Source organism: Variovorax sp. PBS-H4 (assembly GCF_901827205.1).
Taxonomy (GTDB): domain Bacteria; phylum Pseudomonadota; class Gammaproteobacteria; order Burkholderiales; family Burkholderiaceae_C; genus Variovorax.
The window spans coordinates 3,413,673-3,434,725 of the sequence record NZ_LR594675.1 but is presented as its reverse complement, the minus strand read 5'-3'; the positions used below and the strand labels follow the sequence as shown (position 1 = coordinate 3,434,725).

Here is a 21,053-nt window from a genome sequence, read left to right as displayed (position 1 = left end):
GGAATTTCAGCGATTGTCGCGCGCCAGCGGCAGCTGCACTACGGCATCGAGCCCGATACGCTGTCCGCCGATTTCCCGGTTGTCGAGGGCGATGCTTCCGCCCAGCGCAAGCACGATTTCGCGGCAGATGGCCAGGCCCAGCCCCGAACCGCTGGCAACGTCGCCCGCGGCGAAAGGCGAGAAGAGGCGTTGCCGCAATTCGTCGGGAATGCCGGCGCCCTGGTCGCTCACGACGAAGACGGCTCTTCCGTTCTCGGCTCCCACGCGGACCCCCAGGGCAGCGCCGCGTGGGTTGTGCTTGATGGCGTTGTGCAGCAGGTTGCGCGCCAGCTCCTGCAGCATCCAGCGATGCGCGCGCACGAGCACCGGTACGGAGCCGCCCGAAAGCTCCACGTCCAGCGCCTTGTCGGCCATCAGCGGGGAGAGGTCGAGCGCGATCTGACGGACCGCCTCACCGAGGTCCAGGACTTGCGAGTCCGGCTGCTGGCGCAACTGCTCGACTTTGGCCAGCGACAGCATCTGGTTGGCCAGCGTGGTGGCGCGCTCCACGGTGTCGCTGATCTCGGCCAGTGACTGGCCGGTCGGCGCGTCGCCGCGGCGCGCCGACTGCACCTGGGCCTTGAGCACCGCCAGCGGCGTGCGCAGCTGATGCGCGGTGTCGCGTACGAAGCGCTTCTGGTGGTCGAGCACGCGCTGTAGCCGACCCATGACCTGCGTGGTGGCATCGACCAGCGGACGCAGCTCGCGTGGCGTGTCGGGCGCATCGATGGGCGAGAAATCGTCGGGCGCGCGCGCTTCGATGAGCTCGCCCAGGTGGCGCACCGGCCGGGTCGCGCGCTGCACCACGAAAACGGTCACGCCGGCAATCACGGCGAGAAGTACCAGCTGCCGCCAGAGCATGTCGACCAGCAGCTTGCGGACCAGCGTTTCGCGCAGCTCCAGCGTCTCGGCCACCTGCACCACGGCCATCCCCCGCCCGCGAGCGCTGGCCACCGGCTGGAGGAGCACCGCCATTCGCACCGGCTGTCCGCGAAAGCGTTCGTCGTAGAAGTCCACCAGCGCCGCGTAGGGCGGTCGGGTCGGCAGCTTGCCTGTCCAGAATGGAAGGTCGGCAAAGCCGGAAATCATCTCGCCCCCAAGCGTAGAGACCCGGTAGAAGATCTTGCTCTGGTTGTCGGCTTCGAAAGCTTCCAGCGCAGAGTAGGGAACGATGGCGCGCAGCGACGCGTGCTCGTCGTAGCCCTCGACGTCGAGCTGCTCGCCAATGGTCTTGGCCGACGCGAGCAGGGTGCGGTCGTAGGCAGTGGTCGCGGCCGCGAGGCTCTGGCGGTAGAGGCTCACGCTGTTGATCACGATGAAGAGCGCGACTGGCACCAGGATGCCGATAAGCAGCCGGGCGCGCAGCGAGGCGGCGCGCATCACGGTTCTTCGCGCAGCAGGTAGCCCAGGCCGCGCAAGGTCATCAACGCGGCGCCGGTACCGGCGAGTTTTTTGCGCAGCCGATACACCACCACCTCGACCGCCTCGTACTGCACCTCGGTCTCGCCGGGGAAGACCAGCTCGAAGAGGCGCTCCTTGGCCACTGCATGGCCCGGCTTCACCATCAGCGCCTTGAGCAGGGCGAGCTCGCGCGGCGTCAGCTCCAGCACCTCGGCGCGGTGATAAATGGCGCCGCTGTCGGGCTCGTAGCGCAGGCCGCCGACCTGCTGCGGATTGTGCGGGGCGTCGGACCCGGCGCTCTGGTGGCGGCGATGCAAAGCGCGGATGCGTGCCTCGAGTTCGTCAAGGTCGAACGGCTTGGGCAGATAGTCGTCGGCGCCGGTGTTGAGGCCGACCACCCGATCGCCCACGGTGCCACGTGCGGTCAGCAGCAGCACCGGCGTGCGCAGGCCCTGGGCGCGCGCCTGCGCCAGCACCTGCAGGCCGTCGAGGTTGGGCAGGCTCAGGTCGAGCGCGACGACGTCGGGCTCGAGCGCGCGCCACTGCGCCAACGCCTGCGCGCCGTCGCCGCACACGCGCACGTCGATCATCCGGCGGCCCAGCGTGCGCTGCAGGGTGGTTTGCATCGAGGGGTCGTCTTCGACTAACAGCAGCTTCATGGCCGGTATTTCGGTGTTTACCCCAGTGTGCAGGACAGCCAACTGACAGCAGGGGCGCGCATCATAGCGGCGTTCCGCTTTTCAGATCCTCCAAGGAGACATGCATGCGTCGAGATACCTTCCTGAAGTCCATGGCCGCGCTGGCCGCTACCGGAGCCCTGCCGCTGTCGGCCTGGGCGGCGCCCAACATCAAGATGATGATCCCGGCGAACCCGGGTGGCGGGTGGGACACCACGGGCCGTGCACTGGGCAAGGCCATGACGGACGCCAAGCTGGCCGATACCGTCACCTACGACAACAAGGGCGGGGCCGCCGGCGCTCTGGGCCTGGCACAGTTCGTCAACGGTTCCAAGGGCGACCCGAACGCACTGATGGTGATGGGGGCCGTGATGCTGGGCGGCATCATCACCGGCAAGCCGCCGGTGAATCTGTCGCAGGCCACGCCGCTGGCGCGGCTTACCAGCGAGTACAACGTGTTCGTGCTGCCGGCGAACTCGCCACTGAAGACCATGAAGGACGTGGTGGAGCAGCTCAAGAAAGACCCCGGCAGCGTCAAATGGGGCGGCGGCTCGCGCGGCTCCACCGAGCACATTGCCGCGGCCATGATCGCGCAGAAGGTCGGCGCCGATCCGTCCAAGATCAACTACGTGGCCTTCCGCGGCGGCGGCGAGGCCACCGCTGCCATCCTCGGAGGCAACGTCACTGTGGGCGGCAGTGGCTACAGCGAGTTTGCTCCGTACATCGCCGACGGCAAGATGCGCGCGATTGCCGTTACCTCGGCGCAGAGGTTGCCCGGAATCGCCGTGCCCACCCTCAAGGAGCAGGGCATCGACGTCGAGATCGGCAATTGGCGCGGCGTCTACGGCGCCCCGGGCATCACCCCCGAGCAGCGCAAGGCGCTGACGGACCTGGTGCTTGCCGCAGTCAAGACCCCCGCATGGAACGAAGCGATGAAGAAGAACGACTGGACCCCGGCCTTGATGTCGGGGGACACCTTCGCCAAGTTCGTGGACGAGGAGTTTGCGAGCCTGCGCGCGACCATGCACAAGTCCGGCATGGTCTGACGCGCTCCAGCGCGCGTGCGGAGGCTGCGGCGCGGGCCGCCCTCCCGCTTTCCTTCGATCACACGCGAGGTCCAGAACAATGTCCAACATCGACCCCACCTCGAGTGGGCATGTGCCGCTCGAACACGATTTATCGCCCGCAGCGCTCTGGCCGCAAACCCTGGTCGGCGCCGGCGTTCTCCTCGTCGGGCTGGCCCTGGCCTACGGCGCGATCGGCATTTCATCCGAAGCAGGCTATGGCGGCGTCGGCCCCAACTTCCTGCCCTGGCTGGTGTCGGGGGCGCTCACCCTCTGCGGCGCCTGGATCATCTGGGAGTCGCGCACCGGCGGATTTCGCGACATGGAGGCGTCCGACGACGGACCCGCTTACTGGAGCGGTCTCGCCTGGGTCTCTGCAGGCCTGTTGCTCAATGCAGCGCTGATCACCACGATCGGGTTCATCCTGAGCTGCACGCTGTGCTACCTGCTTGCGGTGCAGGGGCTGCGGCGCTCGAAGGGACTGGCTGGCGTCAATTCGCCGCGCACGTGGCTCATCGACATCGTCACAGGCGTGCTGATCGCGGCGCCGGTCTACTGGATGTTCACCAAATTCCTGGCCATCAACCTGCCAGGCCTGACCGCGACGGGCTGGATCTGACATGGACATTTTCAACGCATTGATGCAGGGCTTCGCGGCCGCGATCACGCCTGCGAACCTGCTCTGGTGCCTGGTGGGCTGCGCCCTCGGCACGGCGGTCGGCGTGCTGCCCGGCATCGGTCCCGCGGTTGCGGTTGCGATGCTGCTGCCGATCACCGGCAAGGTGGACATCACGGCCTCCATGATCTTCTTCTCTGGCATCTACTACGGCGCCATGTATGGCGGCTCGACCACTTCCATCCTGCTGAACACACCCGGCGAGACCGCCAGCATGGTGACGGCGATGGAAGGCAACAAGATGGCCAAGAGCGGGAGGGCCGGGGCTGCGCTCGCTACCGCTGCGATCGGCTCCTTCTTCGCGGGGACCATTGCCACCGTCATCGTCACATTGTTCGCCCCTTATGTGGCCGATTTCGCCGTCAAGCTCGGGCCGCCGGAGTACTTCCTCCTGATGGTGCTGGCCTTCACCACCGTGAGCGCGGTGCTGGGCAAGAGCACGCTGCGCGGGCTTACCGCCCTGTTCATCGGGCTCGCCGCGGGCTGCATCGGCCTCGACCAGATTTCCGGGCAGGGCCGCTACACCGGCGGCATCCCCGAGTTGCTGGATGGAATCGAGATCGTGCTCGTTGCGGTGGGCCTGTTCGCGGTGGCGGAGGTGCTTTACGCGGTCCTCTACGAAGGACGTACCGTCGAAACGCAAAACAAGCTCAGCCGCGTGCACATGACGGCTCGCGACTGGAAGCGCTCCATTCCGGCCTGGTTGCGCGGCACCGCGATCGGCACGCCCTTCGGCTGCATTCCGGCGGGCGGCACCGAGATCCCGACCTTCCTGAGCTACGCCGCCGAAAAGAAGCTGGTGAAGGACCCTCAGGACAAAGCCGAGTTCGGCACCAAGGGTGCGATCGAAGGTGTTGCCGGCCCCGAGGCCGCCAACAACGCCACCGTCACCGCGGCGCTGATCCCGCTGCTCACGCTCGGCATCCCGACCTCCAACACCACCGCGATCTTGCTGGGTGCGTTCCAGAACTACGGCATCCAGCCCGGGCCGCAGCTCTTCACCACCTCCGCTGCGCTGGTCTGGGCGCTGATCGCTTCGCTCTACATCGGCAACGTCATGCTGCTCGTGCTGAACCTGCCAATGGTGGGATTGTGGGTCAAGCTGCTCAAGATTCCGAAGCCGCAGCTCTACGCGGGCATCCTGATCTTCGCGACCGTCGGCGCCTACGGCATGCGCCAGAGCTCTTTCGACCTGGTGCTGCTCTACGTGATCGGCCTGTTGGGCGTGGTGATGCGCCGCTTCGACTTCCCGACCGCGCCGGTGGTGGTCGGCATGATCCTCGGCCCGCTGGCCGAGGCGCAGCTGCGCAACGCAATGTCGATCGGCGAGGGCAGTGCGGTGGTGTTCTTCCAGCGGCCGATGTCGCTGGCGCTGATTGTGGTCGTACTGGCGGTGCTGGTGCTGCCGCGGGCGGCCAAGTACATGAGCGATCGCAAGCAGCTTCGCGCCGCCGGCCGCTGAGAAGCCGGCGGCGCGGCGCTCGCTTTACTCGTCGGCCGGGGTCGCCGCGCCTTGCGCGATGGTGGCGAACCTGCCCGCGCCTTGGATGCGCGCGACTTCCGCCGTGAACTCCGGTCCATGGCGCAGCCGCTGGTACATCGCCAACTGGGTGCGGTAGTGCCCGCGCGCGGGATCGAAGTCGTCGCGATAGGCGCTCTGGCCCAGCCCGGAGCGCAGCCACAAGTTCAGGTCGGCGACCGCCTCGGCGCGGCTCAGTCCGCCAGGCTGCGCGTCAGGCGGCCCCACGCGGAATTCCTGCGGCGTACTCGCTTCGCCAGGTGCCGTGGCGATGTAGTCGGCCATCACGGCCGAACGGCTCAGGGTGCTGGCCGAAGGGATCGGCGCGCCGACCCATTGTTCTGGAGGAACCGTTTGCGCAGACACGATACCGGCGCATGTGACAGCAAAAAAAGCAAGAACTTTTGTATTCATGATGAAATCTCCTCTGCGGGTGTGTGGGTGCGGAAATCGCATCCATCACGGTCCTTACTTTGATGGGCCGCCGTCCCGAGGGCTGTGCGTTAGCGCACAGGTTTTGCAAAGACGCCGTCGCGGAGTTCGTGCCATGCCGACTGACCGCTCCAGCCTGGGCCTGCAGCACATCGTGCTGCTTCAGGGCCTGTCGCCCGAGCGGCTGAAGCAACTCGCCGCTCGCTGCCTCTGGCAAAGCCTGCCGGTGGGCAAGCCGCTGCTGCTGCGCTCAGAGCGCAAGAGCGATGTCTTCTTCCTGGTGTCCGGCCGGCTGCGGGTGACGATCTATGCGGCCAACGGGCGACAGGTGACCTTCCGCGACTCTCTGGAGGGCGAACATTTCGGCGACATCGCCGCCATCGACGGCCAGCCGCGCTCGGCCGACGTGGTGACGCTGACGCCCAGCGTGGTTGCCAGCCTCGATCGCGGCGCCTTCCTCGCGCTGCTGCGCGACGAGCCGGTGGTCGCCGAGCGCGTCATGCGCAGCCTCACCGCGCTGGTTCGCCAGCTGTCCGAGCGCGTGATCGATCTCAGCACGCTCGGCGTACAGAACCGTGTCCACGCCGAGCTGCTGCGCCTGGCGCAGGCGGCGGGCATCAATGGCAACCGCGCCCGGCTGGAGCCGGCGCCCACCCATGCCGAGCTGGCCAGCCAGATCAGCACCAACCGCGAGCAGGTCACGCGCGAGCTCAACGCCCTGCGGCGCGACGGCCTGCTGGCCAAGGACGGCCGAGCGCTGGTGCTCACCGACGCGCTGCGCCTCGTACGGATGGTGGAAGAGGTTCGCGGTGCGTAGGCGCTATTCGACAATTCTTGCGACTCGGACCGCAAGCCGGCAGCTTCCAGCCTGTCAGCATCGGGCCGGTGATCGCTGAACGCGCGCGGGATCTCGTTGCAGACGATGTCGCGCAGCATCCCGCCGCATCCCGCCGTCACCATGCCCATGACGAGGCGGGTTGCATCTCCGCGGGGTCGTGCGGCCGCGTCGCGTAGTCGACGCTGCTCAGGCCGATCAGCAGCAGCCAGGTCGCCAACGCAGTGGCTGCGGTGATGCGCACCATGGTCGAGGCGCGCGCGAGCCGCATGAAGAGCACGGCGATGATGGCTGACTTGGCGATCGCGATGGCCAGACCCGCGAACGCATTCCCAATGCCCAGCGGGACATAGGCGCTGCCGAGGCTCGTGAGCATCAGCGCAACCAGCGCAATCCATGCGAACAGCAGGCGGCGGGAATGGCGCTTGAATTCGGTTTCGTTCATGCGTGCCGCTCCACAAGGTAGAGGATGGGGTAGAGAAAGACCCAGATCACATCGACGAAGTGCCAGTACAGGGCCATCGGCTCGATGTGCCGCGCGGCGGCCCAGGGCCGCCCGCGGCCGGCGCCCCAGGCCAGCGCCGCCACGCCCGCAATGCCGATCACGAGGTGCAGCGCGTGCAGGCCCGTCATGACGAAATACAGCCAGAAGAACAGCTCGGCGCCGCCGATGTCGGCCAACGCGAACCCGCGGCCCGGGAACAGGTGCTCGTGCCACTCCTTGCGGTACTCGATGCCCTTGATCGCCAGGAACACCAGCCCGAGCGCGGCGGTGAGGCACAGCAAGCGCGCCGTCCAGCGGCGGTGTGCGATGTGTTCGGTGCAAGCGAGCGCGAAGGCGACTACGGCGCTGCTGGTCAGCAGCAAGCCCGTGTTGATCGTTCCCAGCACCACGTCGGTGTGGCTGCTGGCCGCGCCGAAGCCCTGCGGCCAGTGCGTGCGCCCGTACAGATAGGCGAACAGCAGGCCGCCGAAGAACAGCAACTCGGTGCCGATGAAGATCCACATGCCCAACTGCCCGATCTCGGGCGCGGGTGATGGGTGCGCAGCCGTGCGGCACACCGGCGTACCTTCGCCTGCAGCCACGGTGCCGTTGGCCTTCGGAACGGCCGGGCGGCTCATGGTGCGGCGCCCACGGCGCGGTTGGGGTCGTAGTCGTACACCCGCGCCGGCACTTGCGGCGGATGCTCGAAATTGTGCGTGGGTGGCGGCGACCCTGTCTGCCACTCGAGTCCGGTCGCGTCGAACGGGTTGTCGCTGGCGGCGCGCCCTGCGCGCAGCGACCAGGCGAAGTAGACGAGCGGCAGCAGATAGCCGAGCGCGAGCACCACGGCGCCCGCCGAAGACATCAGGTGCAGCACCTGGAACTCCGCGGGATAGGTGTGGTAGCGCCGCGGCATTCCCTGCACACCGAGGATGTACTGCGGGAAGAAAGTGAAGTTGAAACCGAGGAAGATGAGCACGGCAGCGATGCGCGCCCAGACATCGGAGTACATGCGCCCGGTCGCCTTGGGCCACCAGAAATGCAGCGCGCCGAAATACGCCATCACCGATCCGCCGACCATGATGTAGTGGAAATGCGAGACCACGAAGTAGGTGTCGCTGAGATGCACGTCCAGCGACAGCGACGCGAGGAACAGGCCGGTGAGCCCGCCAATGGTGAAGAGTCCGACAAAGCCGAGCGCGTAAAGCATCGGTGCGTCGAAGCGAATCGAGCCCTTGTAGAGAGTGGCGGTCCAGTTGAAGACCTTGATCGCCGATGGAACCGCCACCAGGAAACTCAGCAGCGAGAACACCATGCTCGCCGCCAGGGACTGGCCGGCGACAAACATGTGGTGGCCCCACACGAGGAAGCCAATGCTGGCGATGCCGAGGATTGCGTAGGCCATGAAGCGGTATCCGAAGATGCGCTTGCGCGCGAAACACGGCACGATTTCGCTCACCACGCCCATGGCCGGGAGGACCATGATGTAGACCGCAGGATGCGAATAGAACCAGAACAAGTGCTGGAACAGCAGCGGGTCGCCACCGTGCGCTGGATCGAACACCCCGATCCCGAACAGCCGCTCCGCGACCACCAGCAAGGCCGTGACGGCAAGCACAGGCGTCGCAAGCACCAGGATCACACTCGTCGCGTAGTGCGCCCAGACGAACAGCGGCAGCTTGAACCAGCCGAGTCCCGGCATGCGCAGCATGTGGACGGTGACGATGAAGTTCAGGCCGGTGAGGATGGAGGAGAAGCCCGTGACGAACACGCCCACCAGCGTGACCGCGACCCAGCTGTTGGAGAACATGCTGGAGTAGGGCGTGTAGAAGGTCCAACCGGTGTCCACGCCACCCAGCACGAGGGCGACGAGGATGATCAGCCCGCCCGCCACATAGAGGTACCAGCTGAGGAGATTCAGGCGTGGGAACGCGAGGTCGCGCGCCCCGATCATCAGCGGAATCAGGAAGTTGCCGAGCACCGACGGGATCGAGGGGATGAGGAACAGCCACACCATGATCACGCCATGAGCGGTGAACAGCTTGTTGTAGGTGTCGTGCGACACCAGGTCGCCGACCGGTGTGGCGAGCTCCAGCCGGATCAGCGTGGCCGCCGCGCCGCCGACGAAGAAGAACGCCGTGATCGAGATCGCGTAAAGGATGGCGATTCGCTTGTGGTCGGTTGTCGTGAGCCACGACCGCAGCGTCATGCCGTCTTCGAGGTAACTCATCGCTGTGCTCCCGCCGGGACTGCCGTGGAACGCAGGTACGCCACCAGCGCCTGGATGTCCTCCTCGCTCACCTGGCCGGCGAAGGAAGGCATCACCGGCGCGAAGCCGGCGACCACGTCCTTCTTCGGCAACAGGATGGAGTCGCGCACATAGTTCTCGTCGGCGACCAGGCTGCGGCCGTCCTGCAGGTGCACCGTGCGCCCGAGCAACCCCTCCAGCGATGGCGCCGCAACGGTGGAGTTCGCCGAATGGCAGCCGCTGCAGCCCAATTGACGAAAACGCGCGAAACCGTATTGCGCGAGGCTGGGTTGTTCGTTGCCGCTGCCAAGCCAGCGGGCGTACTCGCCTGGGTTCATCACCACGATGCGTCCCAGCATCTGCGAGTGCTCGGTGCCGCAGTACTCGGCGCAGAACAGGCGGAACTCCCCCAATTGCGTGGCGGTGAACCACAGGCCGGTGTAGCGGCCCGGCACCAGGTCCTGCTTCAAGCGAAATGCCGGCACGTAGAAGCTGTGGATTGCATCCTGCGAGGTCATGAGCAGGTGCACCGGCTGCCCCAGGGGCACATGCAGTTCGTTGATTTCGCGCCGGCCGTTGCGATGCTGCAGCTTCCACATCCACTGCTTGGCGACGACGTACACCGGCAGCGCGTCCGGCGGCACGCGGTAGAGCCGCACGAAGCCGTGCGCCGCCCATGCGAACAGGGCGATGAACAACGCGAGAGGCACCAGCGTCCAGCCCAGCTCGAGGCCGAGGTTGCGCGCGACATTGCCTCGCGTCACCCGCGCGCCCTGCCGATAACGCACGGCGAAGAACACCACTGCGATGCAGACACCCAGCGCGACAACCCCACACAGGACCAGCATGGCCGCGAACAGCAGGTCGGTGTCCTGCGCCACTGTGGAGGCGCTTTCGGCGAGCAGCCGGAAGTTGGAGCTCAAACGGGCGTCGGTGTCGCCGTTCATGGGCGCCTCCCGGGCGGCGCACCCCGGCGTCGCCAGCACCATGCCCCGAGTGCGCCGGCCAGCAGGATCCCCATCGCGCGCAAGCCGTTCATCACGGCGTCCGAGTGCCGTCCCCAATGCGGATCGAAATGCGCGCACAGCAGCGCGAGGCGCTCGCTCAGGCCGCCGATTCGTCCGCGCGAAGCCTCGGCGAGCGCAAGGCGCAGTTCGGACGCATCGAACGCGATGCCCATGAAGTAGCGCGAGATCCGGCCTTGCGGCGTCATCACCAGCACCGCGGCGGGGTGCGCATAGCGTGAGGGGAGCGCCGCCGAACGGTCCGATGGGTCCGGTGCGAGCGGCGTGTAGCTGACGCCGGCCTGGCGCGCCAGCCGTGCGCTGTCGGCAGCGAGTGCAGTCAATGCCTCCAGCTCGAGTGCACCATCGGCCGGTTGCGCCCCGAGCAGGAAGTCCGCGTAGGCGAGGTCGAGCTCGCGCCTGGCGGTGGCCGTGGCCGGCGTGTCCCCCGGGTCGATGCTCACGCGCAGGATACGCATCTCCCGCCGCGGCACCTGCGCATCGTGAAGCGCTTGCAGCAGGCCTTGCATCACCAGCCCGCACAGCTGCGGACAGCGGTAGTAGCCCAGCACCAGCAGCACGGCTCGGCCATCGCCGAAGTAGTCGCGCAGGTGCACGCGGCGGCCACGGCTGTCGACCAGTGTCATGTCCATGGGCAATGCCACGTCCAACTGCTGCGTGATTGAAGCGGACGGCGGCACGGGTGTCACCAGCGGCTGCGCCTGCGTGTGGCAGGCGATCCAGAGAGCCGCCGCGACCGCGAGAACCAGGTGGCGCTTCATGGCTGCACCTGCGGGCGGCTCGAGCTCGCCGTCGGGGGATTCGCCAGGAGGTCCATGGCGGTTGCGATCGGTATGCGCGCGACACCGTGGTCCCGATCGACCCAGCCGCTGGATTCCAGGATCTGCCGTTTCTGCGCGCGGTACCGCGCCAGGTCAGGCTGCGGGGCGCTTTGCAGCTGGGGCTGCGGGACTGTGGCGTGGTAGTCCAGGCGCGCGGAATCGGCGCCGGGCGGTGTGTTCCACAACCGCAGCAGCACGAACACGGCGGTGACGGCAAGCACCACTCCCAGAGCTATGGCCATGCCGCTCCACAGGATGGTGCGCGCGTGGACGTCATGCGCCGGCATGCTGCACCCTGAAGCCCGTATCGCCGGCGCGCTCGCGCAACTGCGCGGGGATCCCGCCGAACAGCAGCAGGCCCATGCCGCAGAAGGTGAGCGGCAGCAGCCACCAGCCATGCAGGCTGTGCGGCGCCACGGACGGCAGCACGGTCCACGCGACGTCCAGGGCCGAAGCGGCGACCAGCAGCGCGGCCACCGGCGCCAGGCGCGCCGGCCGGTCCTTCACGGCTCGGAACAGCAGTGCCACGCATGGCAGCAGCCATTGCAGCAGCACCAGCGCGATCGCCACGTCGACCCATCCGGTCTGCAGCCGCGGCACGTACCAGGCGATCTCGCGCGGCAGGTTCTCGGCCCAGATGACGAGGAACTGCATGAAGGCCAGATAGGCCCAGGTCATGCTCCACATCAACAGGAGATTGCCCAGGTCGCGTGACAGCGGCAGACGCCGCGCGGCATCCGCCTCGAGCCGCCGCGGCAGGCACCAGGCCACGAGCAGCACGGCCAGGGCTGCGCCGCCCAGCGCCTGCACGGCCAGCACGATCAGTCCGAATGCGGTGCTGTACCAGCCGGGCAGCAGTGACATCAGCAGATCCACAGCGGCGAGCGAGCTCAGGACGGTGTGCACTGCGAGCGAAGCGGCCGCGCGTCCTTTGCGCTCGAGAGAGGCCTCGCGCGTGAGCCACCACCAGGCGATCGCGTACACCGCGACGCGCGCGATGAAGAACGGCGTTGACAGCCAGGCGCGCACGAATGCCGGCCTCGAGAACGCTTCCAGCCACGCTCGCTGCGGCTCGCCGGCCCAGGGATAGAGCAGCCCCATGCCGGCGAGCACCGGCAGCAGCGCCAGCAGCAGCCAGGGCATGCGGCGGCCCAGCAGCAGGGCGACCGACCGCAGTGCCTCGCCCCAGGCCCCGCCTGTGAGCCGGTGCATCCATGCGTTGACGAAGCAGCCCAGGACCAGGCCCAGCGACCACCACCACGCGGCCAGCCAGCTCGCCAGCAGCACGCGCGCATCGACCCACCAGCCAGCCAGCGACACGGCGAGCAGGAGCAGGCCGGCAAGGTTGCCGCGGCTCATCGTGCCGGCTCCTTGTTCGCCGGCGGCTCGGCCGGCATGGCGGCAAGCTTCTCCTGCAGGGCGGGCGGCAGGGCTGCCAGCGGCGCATGCTGGCTCAATTGCAAGGCGCGGATGTAGGCGACGATGGCCCAGCGGTCTTCGGGCGCGACGCGGTCCGCGTACGAATACATGATGCCGCGGCCGTGCGTGATGACGTCGAAGAAGTACCGGTCCGGTGCCTCGCGCAGGCGCTGCTCGTGGTAGGAAGGCGGGCGCGGAAAGCCACGGCGAACGATCGGCCCGTCGCCGTCGCCCACGGGGCTGTGGCATGGCAGGCAATAGATGCTGTAGCGCTCCTGGCCGCGCTGAAGCAGCGTTCGGGTGACGGGCGGCGGCGCGCTCGCGGCGTAGGCCGATTCGCGCAGTGCCACTTCAGCTTGCCCATGGCGTCCGCTGCTGGTGGCGGCGAGATCGCCTGAGGCATTGGCCACGCTGCCGGGCGGCGGCGGGCGCGCCGCACGCCCGTCGGGAAAGAGCGGGCTGCCCTCGCCAGGGCCGTAGCGGGGCTGCTCGTACATGTCGCGCATCGTCCGCTCACAGCCTGCCAAGCCGAACAGCAGCAGGGCGCCGAAAGCGAGTGCGCGGGCCGTCACAGCGGCACCTCCACCAGGCGCAGCGGCTTCATGCCGTCCAGGAGCCGGGGCGCCTGCTCGGCGTCGAAGGCCGGGTCGTCACTGCGCAGGCACAGGAAGAACCGGTTGCGCGTTGCCAGCTCGAAGTCGCGTGCGCCGAACACCGGATGCCGCAGCCGCGGCAGGCCGCTGCCGATCAGCATCGCAAGGACGGCGGCCAGCGCGCCGCCCAGCACGGCCAGTTCGAAAGTCACCGGCACGAACATCGGCCAGCTGTTCAGGGGACGTCCGCCGATGTTGACCGGATAGTCGATCACGGCCGAGTACCACTGCATGAAAAAGCCGGAGGCGCCGCCCAAAGCCGCTCCCACGAACGTGAAGAACGGCACCCGGCTGCCTTGGAAACCGAGCGCCTCCGCCAGGCCTTCGACGGGGAAGGGCGAATACGCCTCGGCATGCCGGTAGCCGACGGCGTGGACGCGCCGTGCGGCGGCCAGCAGTTCGTCGGCGGTGGCGAATTCCGCCATCAGCCCCCAGTTGCCCGTCATGCGGCCTCCTTCGCGCTCTCGCGCACCAGCAGGCGCATCTCCGAGATCGAGATCGCCGGCAACAGCCGGATGAAGACCAGGAACAGCCATGCAAAGGTGCTGATCGAACCGAGCAGGAAGATCCAGTCCCACCGCGTCGGCATGAACAGGCCCCAGGACGAAGGCAGGAAGTCATGGTGCAGGCTTTGCACGACGATCATCACCCGTTCCATCCACATGCCCAGGTTGATGACCAGGCTGAGGCCGAACAGCAGCAACGCGTTGCGCCTCGCCCGGCGCCACCACAGGATCTGCATGGCGACCACGTTGCAGAACATCATCGACCAGTACACCGGCGCATAGGCACCGGTCCAGCGGTCGACGGTCATGGCGATCTCGAACTCGTCGCCGCTGTAGAAGGCCATGAAGGTCTCGCACGCATAACCGTAGGCCACCAGCGAACCGGTCGCCAGCAGCACCTTGGCCGCGTGGTCCAGGTGCACGCTGGTGATGAAGTCGTGCAGGCCGAAGGCGCGGCGCAGCGGAATGGCCAGCGTCAGCACCATGGCGAACCCGGAGTAAAGGGCACCCGCCACGAAGTAGGGCGGGAAGATGGTGGAGTGATAGCCCGGCGTGTTGCCGATCGCGAAGTCCAGCGACACCACCGAATGCACCGACACGACCAGCGGCGTCGCCAGGCCGGCCAGCAGCAGGTAAGCCGATTCGTGCCTTGCCCAGTGCCGTGCCTCGCCACGCCAGCCTAGCGCCATCAATCCGAACGTGAGTTGCTTGAAGCGGCTGTGCGCGCGGTCGCGCAGCGTGGCCAGGTCCGGGAGCAGCCCGATGTACCAGAACAGGAACGAGACGATCAGGTAAGTGGCGATGGCGAAGAAGTCCCAGACCAGCGGACTGCGCCATTGGGGCCAGAGGTTCATGCGATCGGGGTAGGGCGCAATCCAGTAGAAGAACCAGGGCCGCCCCAGGTGGAGGATGGGGAACAGGCCCGCCATCGCGGCCGCGAAGAGCGTCATCGCCTCGGCGAAGCGATTGATGGACGTGCGCCAGCGCTGGCGCAGCAGGAGCAGCACGGCCGAGATGAACGTCCCCGCATGGCCGATGCCGATCCACCAGACGCAGTTGGCGATGGCGAAGCCCCAGGCCACGGGAATGTTGATGCCGAAGATGCCGACGCCCTCGACAAAGAGGTAGGCCATGGCACCGACGAACACCACCGTGCCGGCCAGGGTGCCGAAGAACGCGAGCAGCCACGGCCAACGCACCGGGCGCGTGAGCACCAGGTCGGCGATCTTGTCGCTGATGCTGGCGTAGCCCCATCCGGCGTGCAGCACGCCGATGTCGCGCGAAACGGGTGGCGTGCTCATCGTCGTCAGGGCCCTTCGGCGGACACGGCGGCCCAGCGGCGCGGCGGCGCTTTTGCCGCGGAGCGCTTCAGGGTACGGGGCACTTCGGCCTTGTCCGTGATCATGTGATCTCCTCTCAACCCGAAGAGGGCGTCTTGCGAGCCGCGATGCGCGCGAGGTAGGTGGTGCGCGGCTGCGTGTCCAACTCGCCCAGCAGGGCGTAGTTGCGCGGCGACTGTTTGATGCGCGCGATCGCGCTCGCCGGATCGTTCAAATCCCCGAAGTGGATGGCGCTGGTCGGGCAGACCGCCTGGCACGCCGTCACCACGTCGCCGTCTGCCAGCGGCACGCCGGTGCTCTGCGCATGCTGGCGCGCCCGCGCCACACGCTGCAGGCAGTAGGTGCATTTCTCCATCACTCCGCGCTGGCGCACCGTCACGTTCGGGTTGCGCTGGCCCTTGAGCGACTCGGTCTCCTGGTCGCTGTACTGCAGGAAGTTGAAGCGCCGCACCTTGTACGGGCAGTTGTTCGAGCAAAAGCGCGTGCCGATGCAGCGGTTGTAGACCTGTACGTTCAGGCCCTCGCTGTCGTGCATCGTCGCGCCCACGGGGCAGACCACTTCGCAGGGTGCCTTCTCGCAGTGCATGCAGGGCACAGGCTGGAAGATGCTGCCTTCCACCTCGGGCGTTTCGTAGCGGTCGACGCGAATCCAATGCATCTCGCGCCCATTGGCCACCTCGGCCTTGCCCACCACCGGGATGTTGTTCTCGGCCTGGCAGGCGATCGTGCACGCGTTGCAGCCGATGCAGGCGTCCAGGTCGATCGCCATGCCCCAGGCATGCCCGGGATATTGGACCTTCGGATATAGCGACGGCGGGTCCGACCCCGCTTCGGAGATGCGAGCGCCGGGCGCGAGCACGCGCGCGAGCTCGCGCCCATGCTGCTCCATGGCGTGCTGGGTGACGGCGAATTCGTGCTTGCGGCCCAGCGGCAGGAGTTGCACGGGCCCGGCGGAGCCGTCCATCGGGTGGAGGCGGAACGCGTCGAAGCCGACACCGCTTCCTACACGCCCCGCCTCGTGCCGCCCATAGCCCAGCGGCAAGGTCACCGCCCCCTCGGCGTGGGCGGCCAGCACCCAGACCGGGGCGTCCACATGCCGCTGCGCCAGCGTGGCGCGCACCACGTCGCCGGTGACGATGCCCAGTCGCCGTGCGGTGGCCGGGCCGATCAGCAGGGCGTTGTCCCAGGTCAGCTTGGTGAAGGGGCGCGGCAGCTCCTGCAGCCAGCCGTTGTTGGCGAAGCGGCCATCGTGCACCGACGGGTCGGCCGCAAATATTGCGGCGAGCGCGCCAGCCGTTGCCGCCATCGGCGCGGCCGCCGGCCGACGCGCCGCGCGCAGCTGAAGAGCTTGCGGCGCACTGCCAGCGATCACACCGCGTTGCAGGCTGGCCTGCCAGAACCCCGCGAAGTCTGTGCCGCCTTGCGGCTGCCACTGCCGCTGCACCAGCGAGTGGCCGTCGCGGGCCTCGTCGCCCGCAAGCAGCGCGATCAGCTCGTGCAAGGAACGGCTGTCGTACAAAGGCGTGATCGCCGGTTGGATCAGGGTGGCGCTGCCGTCGTGCGCCAACGCGTCGCTCCATTGCTCGTAGACGTGCGACAGCGGGAGGTGCCACGCGCAGGCGCGGGCGGTCTCGTCGCGGTACAAGCCGCTGTGGACACTGAAGCGCACCTTGGCCAGTGCCGTCGCGAACTCGAGTACGCCAGGCGATTCGTAGACCGGGTTGGCGTCCAGGATGAACAGGGTGTCGACCGAACCGGCGTTCATCGCGTCCACGAGTTCGAACAGCGTGCCGGCCTCGGGCGCGGATGCGAGCGGCGCGATCAGCTCGAGCGTGTGGCCCTGGGCGCCGAGCTGCTGGTGGATCGCATGCACCAGCGCGTGGCTTTGCGGCGCCAGCCAGGGGCCAGGGGCGACGAGGCTGGCGGGCCCGCTCGCCCTCAGCGCGCGCACCAGTTCTGCTTCGAAGCTGGCTATGGCGCTGTCGACCGCTGTCGGAGCCGTGCCGCCGCCGAGCGCACCGGCCACGCGCCACAGCAGCGCATCGATCTCGGCGGGAGGCAGCGCGATCCGGTGGTCCGCGCGCGCGCCGAACAAGCCGGGCGTGATCTCCACGGCGAACAGGCGCGCAGGCGTCCCGTTCCATGCCGTGGCAGCGCGTCGACGCGACCAATCCGCTGCGTGGCGTACCGCGCCCGGTCCGTCGCTGAAGGGGTCGCTGGCCAGCGCCAGCACGCACTGCGCCTGGTCCAGATGCAGCACCGGCTGCACCCTCTGGCCGAATGCGGCGACAGCACCGGCCTGTGCAGCGGCGTCGTGCAGAGGGGCGTGCTGATGCCAGCGCGCCTCGGGGAAGCGCTGCAGCAGCGCCGCGATCTGCGCGCGCAGCGTTGGTGACGTGACGGGCCCCGTGAGGACACGCAGGCCATCGCCGCGCCGCGCCAGCAACTGCGGCGCGCGCTCGCGCCAGGCAGTTTCGAAGGCGGTCCAGCTGGAGATGGCGCTGTGCCCGGGCGCCCCGGCCGCGGAGGCTTCGCCCAGCCTCTGCGTCACGGCAGCGGAGCGGTCGGGGTCCCACAACTGCAGCACGGAGCCCTGCGCGAACACGTCCGTCGCGCCCAGGCTGGATGGATGCAGCGGGTTGCCTTCGATCTTGATCGGCCGGCCGTCGTCGGTGCCGACCCGCACGCCGAGCGCGTAGCCGTCGCGCACGAAGGCACTGGCGTAGTAGACCGGCACACCGCTGCCGCGGGCTTCCGGCATCTCGACCCAGGGGTAGATGCGATCGTGGGGTAGCCGCGTGCAGGCGCCGTTGGCCAATGCAAGCGAAGCCGCCATCACGCCCAGTGCGCGCCGCCGACTCATCTCGCCAGGAGCGGTGCGATGAAAGGTGAGCGGGTCGCCGCGGTCGTCGTTCACGTCGGGCTCACCGGTGGCAGGTCGAGCAGTCGGTCATGCGCTGCCGGCTTTCCAGTCGCATGAGGCGGGCCATGCTGGCGGCGTCCTCCGCGCTCACGCTGTTGCCGCGCATGTCGAACACCTGGTCGCGCGGGCGCAGGTGCGGGGCGGGGTTGCGGTGGCAAGCCAGGCACCACTGCATCTGCAGCGGCTGCGCGCGCCAGGTCAGCGGCATCTGGTCCACATGGCCGTGGCATTCGATGCATGCGACACCTTTGGCGACATGCACGCTGTGCGCAAAATAGACGAAGTCCGGCAGGGTGTGCACGCGGCGCCAGGCGATCGGTCGTCCGGTGCGGGCGCTTTCGCGCAACGGCTCCAGCACCTTGGCGTCGGTGTACAGCTGCGAATGGCAGGTGAGGCAGATGCGGGTCGAGGGCAGCCCGGCATGGCGGCTGGTCTCCACCGTGGTGTGGCAATAGCGGCAGTCCAGGCCGTCGTCCCCCACATGATGCTTGTGGCTGAACGGGATCGGCTGCGCCACGGGCGAGCCCAGTGCCTGATACGAACTCTCCCGCCACACGGCGAACGCCACCAGCGCGGGGAACAGCAGGAACAGGCCCGCGATCACCAGCTTCACGCCCAACTCCATACGGCGGCTGAAGACCTGGGCGCGGGTTTGCGGCTGCGATGGCATTACGTCAGCGGCGCTGCACCGCCTCGGCTCGCGCGTTGCCGGTGGTACTCGGCGCCGCCATGCCGGAAGCGACGTAGCTCGGCACCGGTCGCGGCGCCGAGCCGGAGAGTCTTGGACGCACGCGCACCTCTTTGAGAGTTTTGATTCTGAAATGCTGACGCGACGCGCGCGTCATGTGCTCATCCGTGTCCTGCTACACAGTGCCATGGCGGATGACGAAACCAAATGGTTTGGCCCGGCCTCCTGAGGCGTTGCAGGAACCTCGCGAGAGGGCCTGTCAGACGAGAGCTTGCAATGAACCGAAGGGTTCTGGCAAGGGGAGTTCAGCTACCGTTCAGGGTGTGCGCTGTCGATATCGCTGGACTGAACTTCCCGAAGGACGTTGGTGCCGAGGGCGGTCCCATGAACCGCCAGATGAGCGCCCAGCTGGATGGCTTGAAGCAGCTCGGCCGCCGTCAGTCCTTGGGACAGTGCGGTGGCGAGCATCTGCCGGATCGCGTGTGGGTTGAAAGCTGTAAAGCACGAATGCAATGCCAACTGCACGAGGCTGCGCTCCGCAGTGGTCAGCCCTCCGCCGGGGCGGCCTTGCTCGACAAAGTCGAGCAGCACCTCGGCATAGCGGGGGTCGAGCCGCGCGACGGAGTTCAGCGCCAGCGCGTGTGCCGGACCGAGCCCATCGACGCGGGCCCGGAGTGCTTCGTCGACCACCGCATCAGCGCTGGAGCCGGTCAACTCGGCGAGGATGTCGGTCGCCTGGCACACGCTGGCGAGGCCCTGCACGGCAACGAGGTGCAGCACATCGAAGATATCGGCCTGGGTCGCGCCCACTTCGAGCGCCCGCTTCATGTGGGTGTGCAAGCCGGGCTCGAAAAGATGGGAAGAAGAGGAATCGAGCGCGATATAGATGAGCTCCACCATGCGCTCCGTCAGCGGCCCGGTGCGCGCCGGATATCCTGCATAGCGGGCGTATTGCTGCACGAAGGCGGGGCAGGCCTGCAACATGGTTTGGGTCCAGGGCCGCCAGTACCCTCGCTCCGCGATGAAGGACTGCTTGATCTGCGCGCGTGCGTCGTCGGTCATGACATCTGGTTTCTTCATCGCGACTCCTGTCGTATGGCGGCACTGCAGGCAAGGGTCTGCCCCGTGAGGTACTGGGCAGCAGATCCGCAGACGAAACGCAGCAGCGGGTGCAATGCCGCTGGGTCTACACCTGCTGGCACTTCCAGCGCATTGATGCGCAGGGCGCGAGGGCCCCACTCGCACGCGAGGGTCGAGACCAGCATGCGTGTCGCGGCAGCGTTGCCGGCGTCTTGCCACCGGGTGGCATCTTCGACAGGCAGCACCAGGGTCAGGCTGGCCTGCGCTGGGTGACGCGCCGCGAAACGTGCCGCGGCGGCATGCACGGTCTGCAACAGGCGCGCCGGAGCACCGTGCCACGGTGACAGGTCGAGGCAGGCTGCGTAGTGCGCGCCTGCCGCGGGCGCCTGCGCCACGGCTTGCCATGGCGCGGTGTCGCCGCCGCACACCTCCAGTTGCAACGGCGTATCGAAAGGGTGTGGCTCCCGCGCGGCCGGCGTGAATGGCTGGCTGCCGCCATAGACGGAAGAGCCGCCGTTGACTGCGAGCACCCGCCCGCTCAGCGGCTGCGCTCCGGTGCTGGCCAGAAAGTAGAGGGCCCGTGCCATTTCCTCGGGCATAGCCATGCGGCCGAGCGGAATCTTCGCCACGGCGCGCTCAGGGCTGAGTCGACCGGCCTGGATGAGTCCATCCACCAGCTCGGTTCGCACGAATCCTGGGGCCAGCACCGTCACGCACCAGTCCGGCCGCGCCTTTGCCAGGGCCAGCGTCTGGGCGATGAGCCCTGCCTTGCTCGGGCTGTAGGCACCGCGCCATGGAATGGCATGCAGCCCGGCCCCCGAGGCCACGTTCACGATGCGCGCGCCCGGCTTGAGCAGATGACTGCACGCATCGACCACTGCCGCGGGCGCTGCGAGATTGAGCGCGAGCAGACGGTTCATCTGCGCCTGGCTCTGCTCTGCGAGCGGCGTATTGGACGTGTCGGACATGCCGGCGTTGTTGATGATGGCATCGAGCTCGGGCGTGCCTTCCCCCAGGGATGCGATTTGCCCGGGGTCCGTCAGGTCGATCGTGCGCAGCACATGCGCGGCCGAAGCCGGGGAGGGCAGGCTTTGCCCCAGCGGGTGCAAGGCACGCTCGTTGTTGTCGACCAGCACGCATTGCCAGCCTGCGGCGGCGAACAGCCGTGCGGTGTCGCGCCCGATGCCGGATGCAGCACCGGTGATCAGAACTGTCTGCATCTG

The 21,053-nt window shown here is 67.9% G+C and carries 21 protein-coding genes; 4 read left to right on the top strand and 17 right to left on the bottom strand.

Features of this window, described 5'->3' with window-relative positions; genetic code table 11:
- Nucleotides 1-6 precede the first annotated feature (6 nt).
- Nucleotides 7-1,422: a sensor histidine kinase gene (locus E5CHR_RS16285; protein ID WP_162580818.1), complete on the bottom strand. Its 1,416-nt coding sequence runs from the start codon at nt 1,420-1,422 to the stop codon at nt 7-9.
- Entirely contained in the window at nt 1,419-2,099 is a 681-nt protein-coding gene (locus E5CHR_RS16280; protein WP_162580817.1) for a response regulator transcription factor, read from the bottom strand. Before E5CHR_RS16280 ends, E5CHR_RS16285 begins: the two co-directional genes overlap by 4 nt.
- A gap of 104 nt (nt 2,100-2,203) precedes the next feature.
- Between E5CHR_RS16280 and E5CHR_RS16275 the strand changes: the two genes are divergently transcribed.
- The 3 genes from E5CHR_RS16275 (at nt 2,204) to E5CHR_RS16265 (ending at nt 5,319) form a co-directional block, all read left to right on the top strand.
- Nucleotides 2,204-3,163, top strand: coding sequence for a Bug family tripartite tricarboxylate transporter substrate binding protein (locus tag E5CHR_RS16275; RefSeq protein WP_162580816.1), 960 nt, complete (start codon nt 2,204-2,206; stop codon nt 3,161-3,163).
- Nucleotides 3,164-3,242: 79 nt separating this feature from the next.
- Nucleotides 3,243-3,800, top strand: coding sequence for a tripartite tricarboxylate transporter TctB family protein (locus E5CHR_RS16270; protein ID WP_162580815.1), 558 nt, complete (start codon nt 3,243-3,245; stop codon nt 3,798-3,800).
- Between the two features lies 1 nt (nt 3,801).
- A complete protein-coding gene (locus E5CHR_RS16265) occupies nt 3,802-5,319 on the top strand; it encodes a tripartite tricarboxylate transporter permease (protein ID WP_162580814.1) in 1,518 nt (505 codons plus the stop codon).
- A 24-nt stretch (nt 5,320-5,343) separates the two neighbouring features.
- On the opposite strand, the gene E5CHR_RS16260 is transcribed toward E5CHR_RS16265, so the two are convergent.
- Nucleotides 5,344-5,742: a hypothetical protein gene (locus E5CHR_RS16260; protein ID WP_162580813.1), complete on the bottom strand. Its 399-nt coding sequence runs from the start codon at nt 5,740-5,742 to the stop codon at nt 5,344-5,346.
- Between the two features lie 181 nt (nt 5,743-5,923).
- Between E5CHR_RS16260 and E5CHR_RS16255 the strand changes: the two genes are divergently transcribed.
- Complete coding sequence (locus E5CHR_RS16255; RefSeq protein WP_162580812.1) at nt 5,924-6,625, top strand: Crp/Fnr family transcriptional regulator; 702 nt, start codon at nt 5,924-5,926, stop codon at nt 6,623-6,625.
- A gap of 136 nt (nt 6,626-6,761) precedes the next feature.
- On the opposite strand, the gene E5CHR_RS16245 is transcribed toward E5CHR_RS16255, so the two are convergent.
- The 14 genes from E5CHR_RS16245 to E5CHR_RS16180 form a co-directional block, all read right to left on the bottom strand.
- Nucleotides 6,762-7,088: an oxidase gene (locus tag E5CHR_RS16245; RefSeq protein ID WP_162580811.1), complete on the bottom strand. Its 327-nt coding sequence runs from the start codon at nt 7,086-7,088 to the stop codon at nt 6,762-6,764.
- Nucleotides 7,085-7,765 (bottom strand): cytochrome c oxidase subunit 3, encoded by a 681-nt coding sequence (locus E5CHR_RS16240; protein ID WP_162580810.1) that lies wholly within the window; start codon nt 7,763-7,765, stop codon nt 7,085-7,087. The genes E5CHR_RS16245 and E5CHR_RS16240 overlap by 4 nt, the downstream gene beginning before the upstream one ends.
- Nucleotides 7,762-9,357 carry a cytochrome c oxidase subunit I gene (gene ctaD / locus E5CHR_RS16235; RefSeq protein ID WP_162580809.1) on the bottom strand — a complete coding sequence of 532 codons (1,596 nt, stop codon included), beginning with the start codon at nt 9,355-9,357 and terminating at the stop codon, nt 7,762-7,764. The genes E5CHR_RS16240 and ctaD overlap by 4 nt, the downstream gene beginning before the upstream one ends.
- Nucleotides 9,354-10,322, bottom strand: a complete 969-nt coding sequence (gene coxB, locus E5CHR_RS16230) for a cytochrome c oxidase subunit II (RefSeq protein ID WP_162580808.1) — start codon at nt 10,320-10,322, stop codon at nt 9,354-9,356. The genes ctaD and coxB overlap by 4 nt, the downstream gene beginning before the upstream one ends.
- A complete protein-coding gene (locus E5CHR_RS16225; RefSeq protein WP_162580807.1) occupies nt 10,319-11,161 on the bottom strand; it encodes an SCO family protein in 843 nt (280 codons plus the stop codon). Before E5CHR_RS16225 ends, coxB begins: the two co-directional genes overlap by 4 nt.
- Nucleotides 11,158-11,508 carry a hypothetical protein gene (locus E5CHR_RS16220; RefSeq protein WP_162580806.1) on the bottom strand — a complete coding sequence of 117 codons (351 nt, stop codon included), beginning with the start codon at nt 11,506-11,508 and terminating at the stop codon, nt 11,158-11,160. Before E5CHR_RS16220 ends, E5CHR_RS16225 begins: the two co-directional genes overlap by 4 nt.
- Complete coding sequence (locus E5CHR_RS16215) at nt 11,495-12,580, bottom strand: hypothetical protein (protein WP_162580805.1); 1,086 nt, start codon at nt 12,578-12,580, stop codon at nt 11,495-11,497. Before E5CHR_RS16215 ends, E5CHR_RS16220 begins: the two co-directional genes overlap by 14 nt.
- Nucleotides 12,577-13,212 (bottom strand): c-type cytochrome, encoded by a 636-nt coding sequence (locus tag E5CHR_RS16210; RefSeq protein ID WP_232062075.1) that lies wholly within the window; start codon nt 13,210-13,212, stop codon nt 12,577-12,579. The genes E5CHR_RS16215 and E5CHR_RS16210 overlap by 4 nt, the downstream gene beginning before the upstream one ends.
- Complete coding sequence (locus E5CHR_RS16205; protein ID WP_162580804.1) at nt 13,209-13,739, bottom strand: DUF3341 domain-containing protein; 531 nt, start codon at nt 13,737-13,739, stop codon at nt 13,209-13,211. Before E5CHR_RS16205 ends, E5CHR_RS16210 begins: the two co-directional genes overlap by 4 nt.
- Nucleotides 13,736-15,100, bottom strand: coding sequence for an NrfD/PsrC family molybdoenzyme membrane anchor subunit (gene nrfD, locus E5CHR_RS16200; protein ID WP_162580803.1), 1,365 nt, complete (start codon nt 15,098-15,100; stop codon nt 13,736-13,738). The genes E5CHR_RS16205 and nrfD overlap by 4 nt, the downstream gene beginning before the upstream one ends.
- Before the next feature lie 115 nt (nt 15,101-15,215).
- Nucleotides 15,216-18,056, bottom strand: coding sequence for a 4Fe-4S dicluster domain-containing protein (locus E5CHR_RS31795; protein WP_162580802.1), 2,841 nt, complete (start codon nt 18,054-18,056; stop codon nt 15,216-15,218).
- A gap of 7 nt (nt 18,057-18,063) precedes the next feature.
- Complete coding sequence (locus tag E5CHR_RS16190; protein WP_232062074.1) at nt 18,064-18,675, bottom strand: cytochrome c3 family protein; 612 nt, start codon at nt 18,673-18,675, stop codon at nt 18,064-18,066.
- A 384-nt stretch (nt 18,676-19,059) separates the two neighbouring features.
- Nucleotides 19,060-19,830, bottom strand: a complete 771-nt coding sequence (locus tag E5CHR_RS16185; RefSeq protein ID WP_232062073.1) for a carboxymuconolactone decarboxylase family protein — start codon at nt 19,828-19,830, stop codon at nt 19,060-19,062.
- On the bottom strand, nt 19,827-21,050 hold the full coding sequence (locus E5CHR_RS16180; RefSeq protein ID WP_162580800.1) for an SDR family oxidoreductase: 1,224 nt from the start codon (nt 21,048-21,050) through the stop codon (nt 19,827-19,829). The genes E5CHR_RS16185 and E5CHR_RS16180 overlap by 4 nt, the downstream gene beginning before the upstream one ends.
- Nucleotides 21,051-21,053 lie beyond the last annotated feature (3 nt).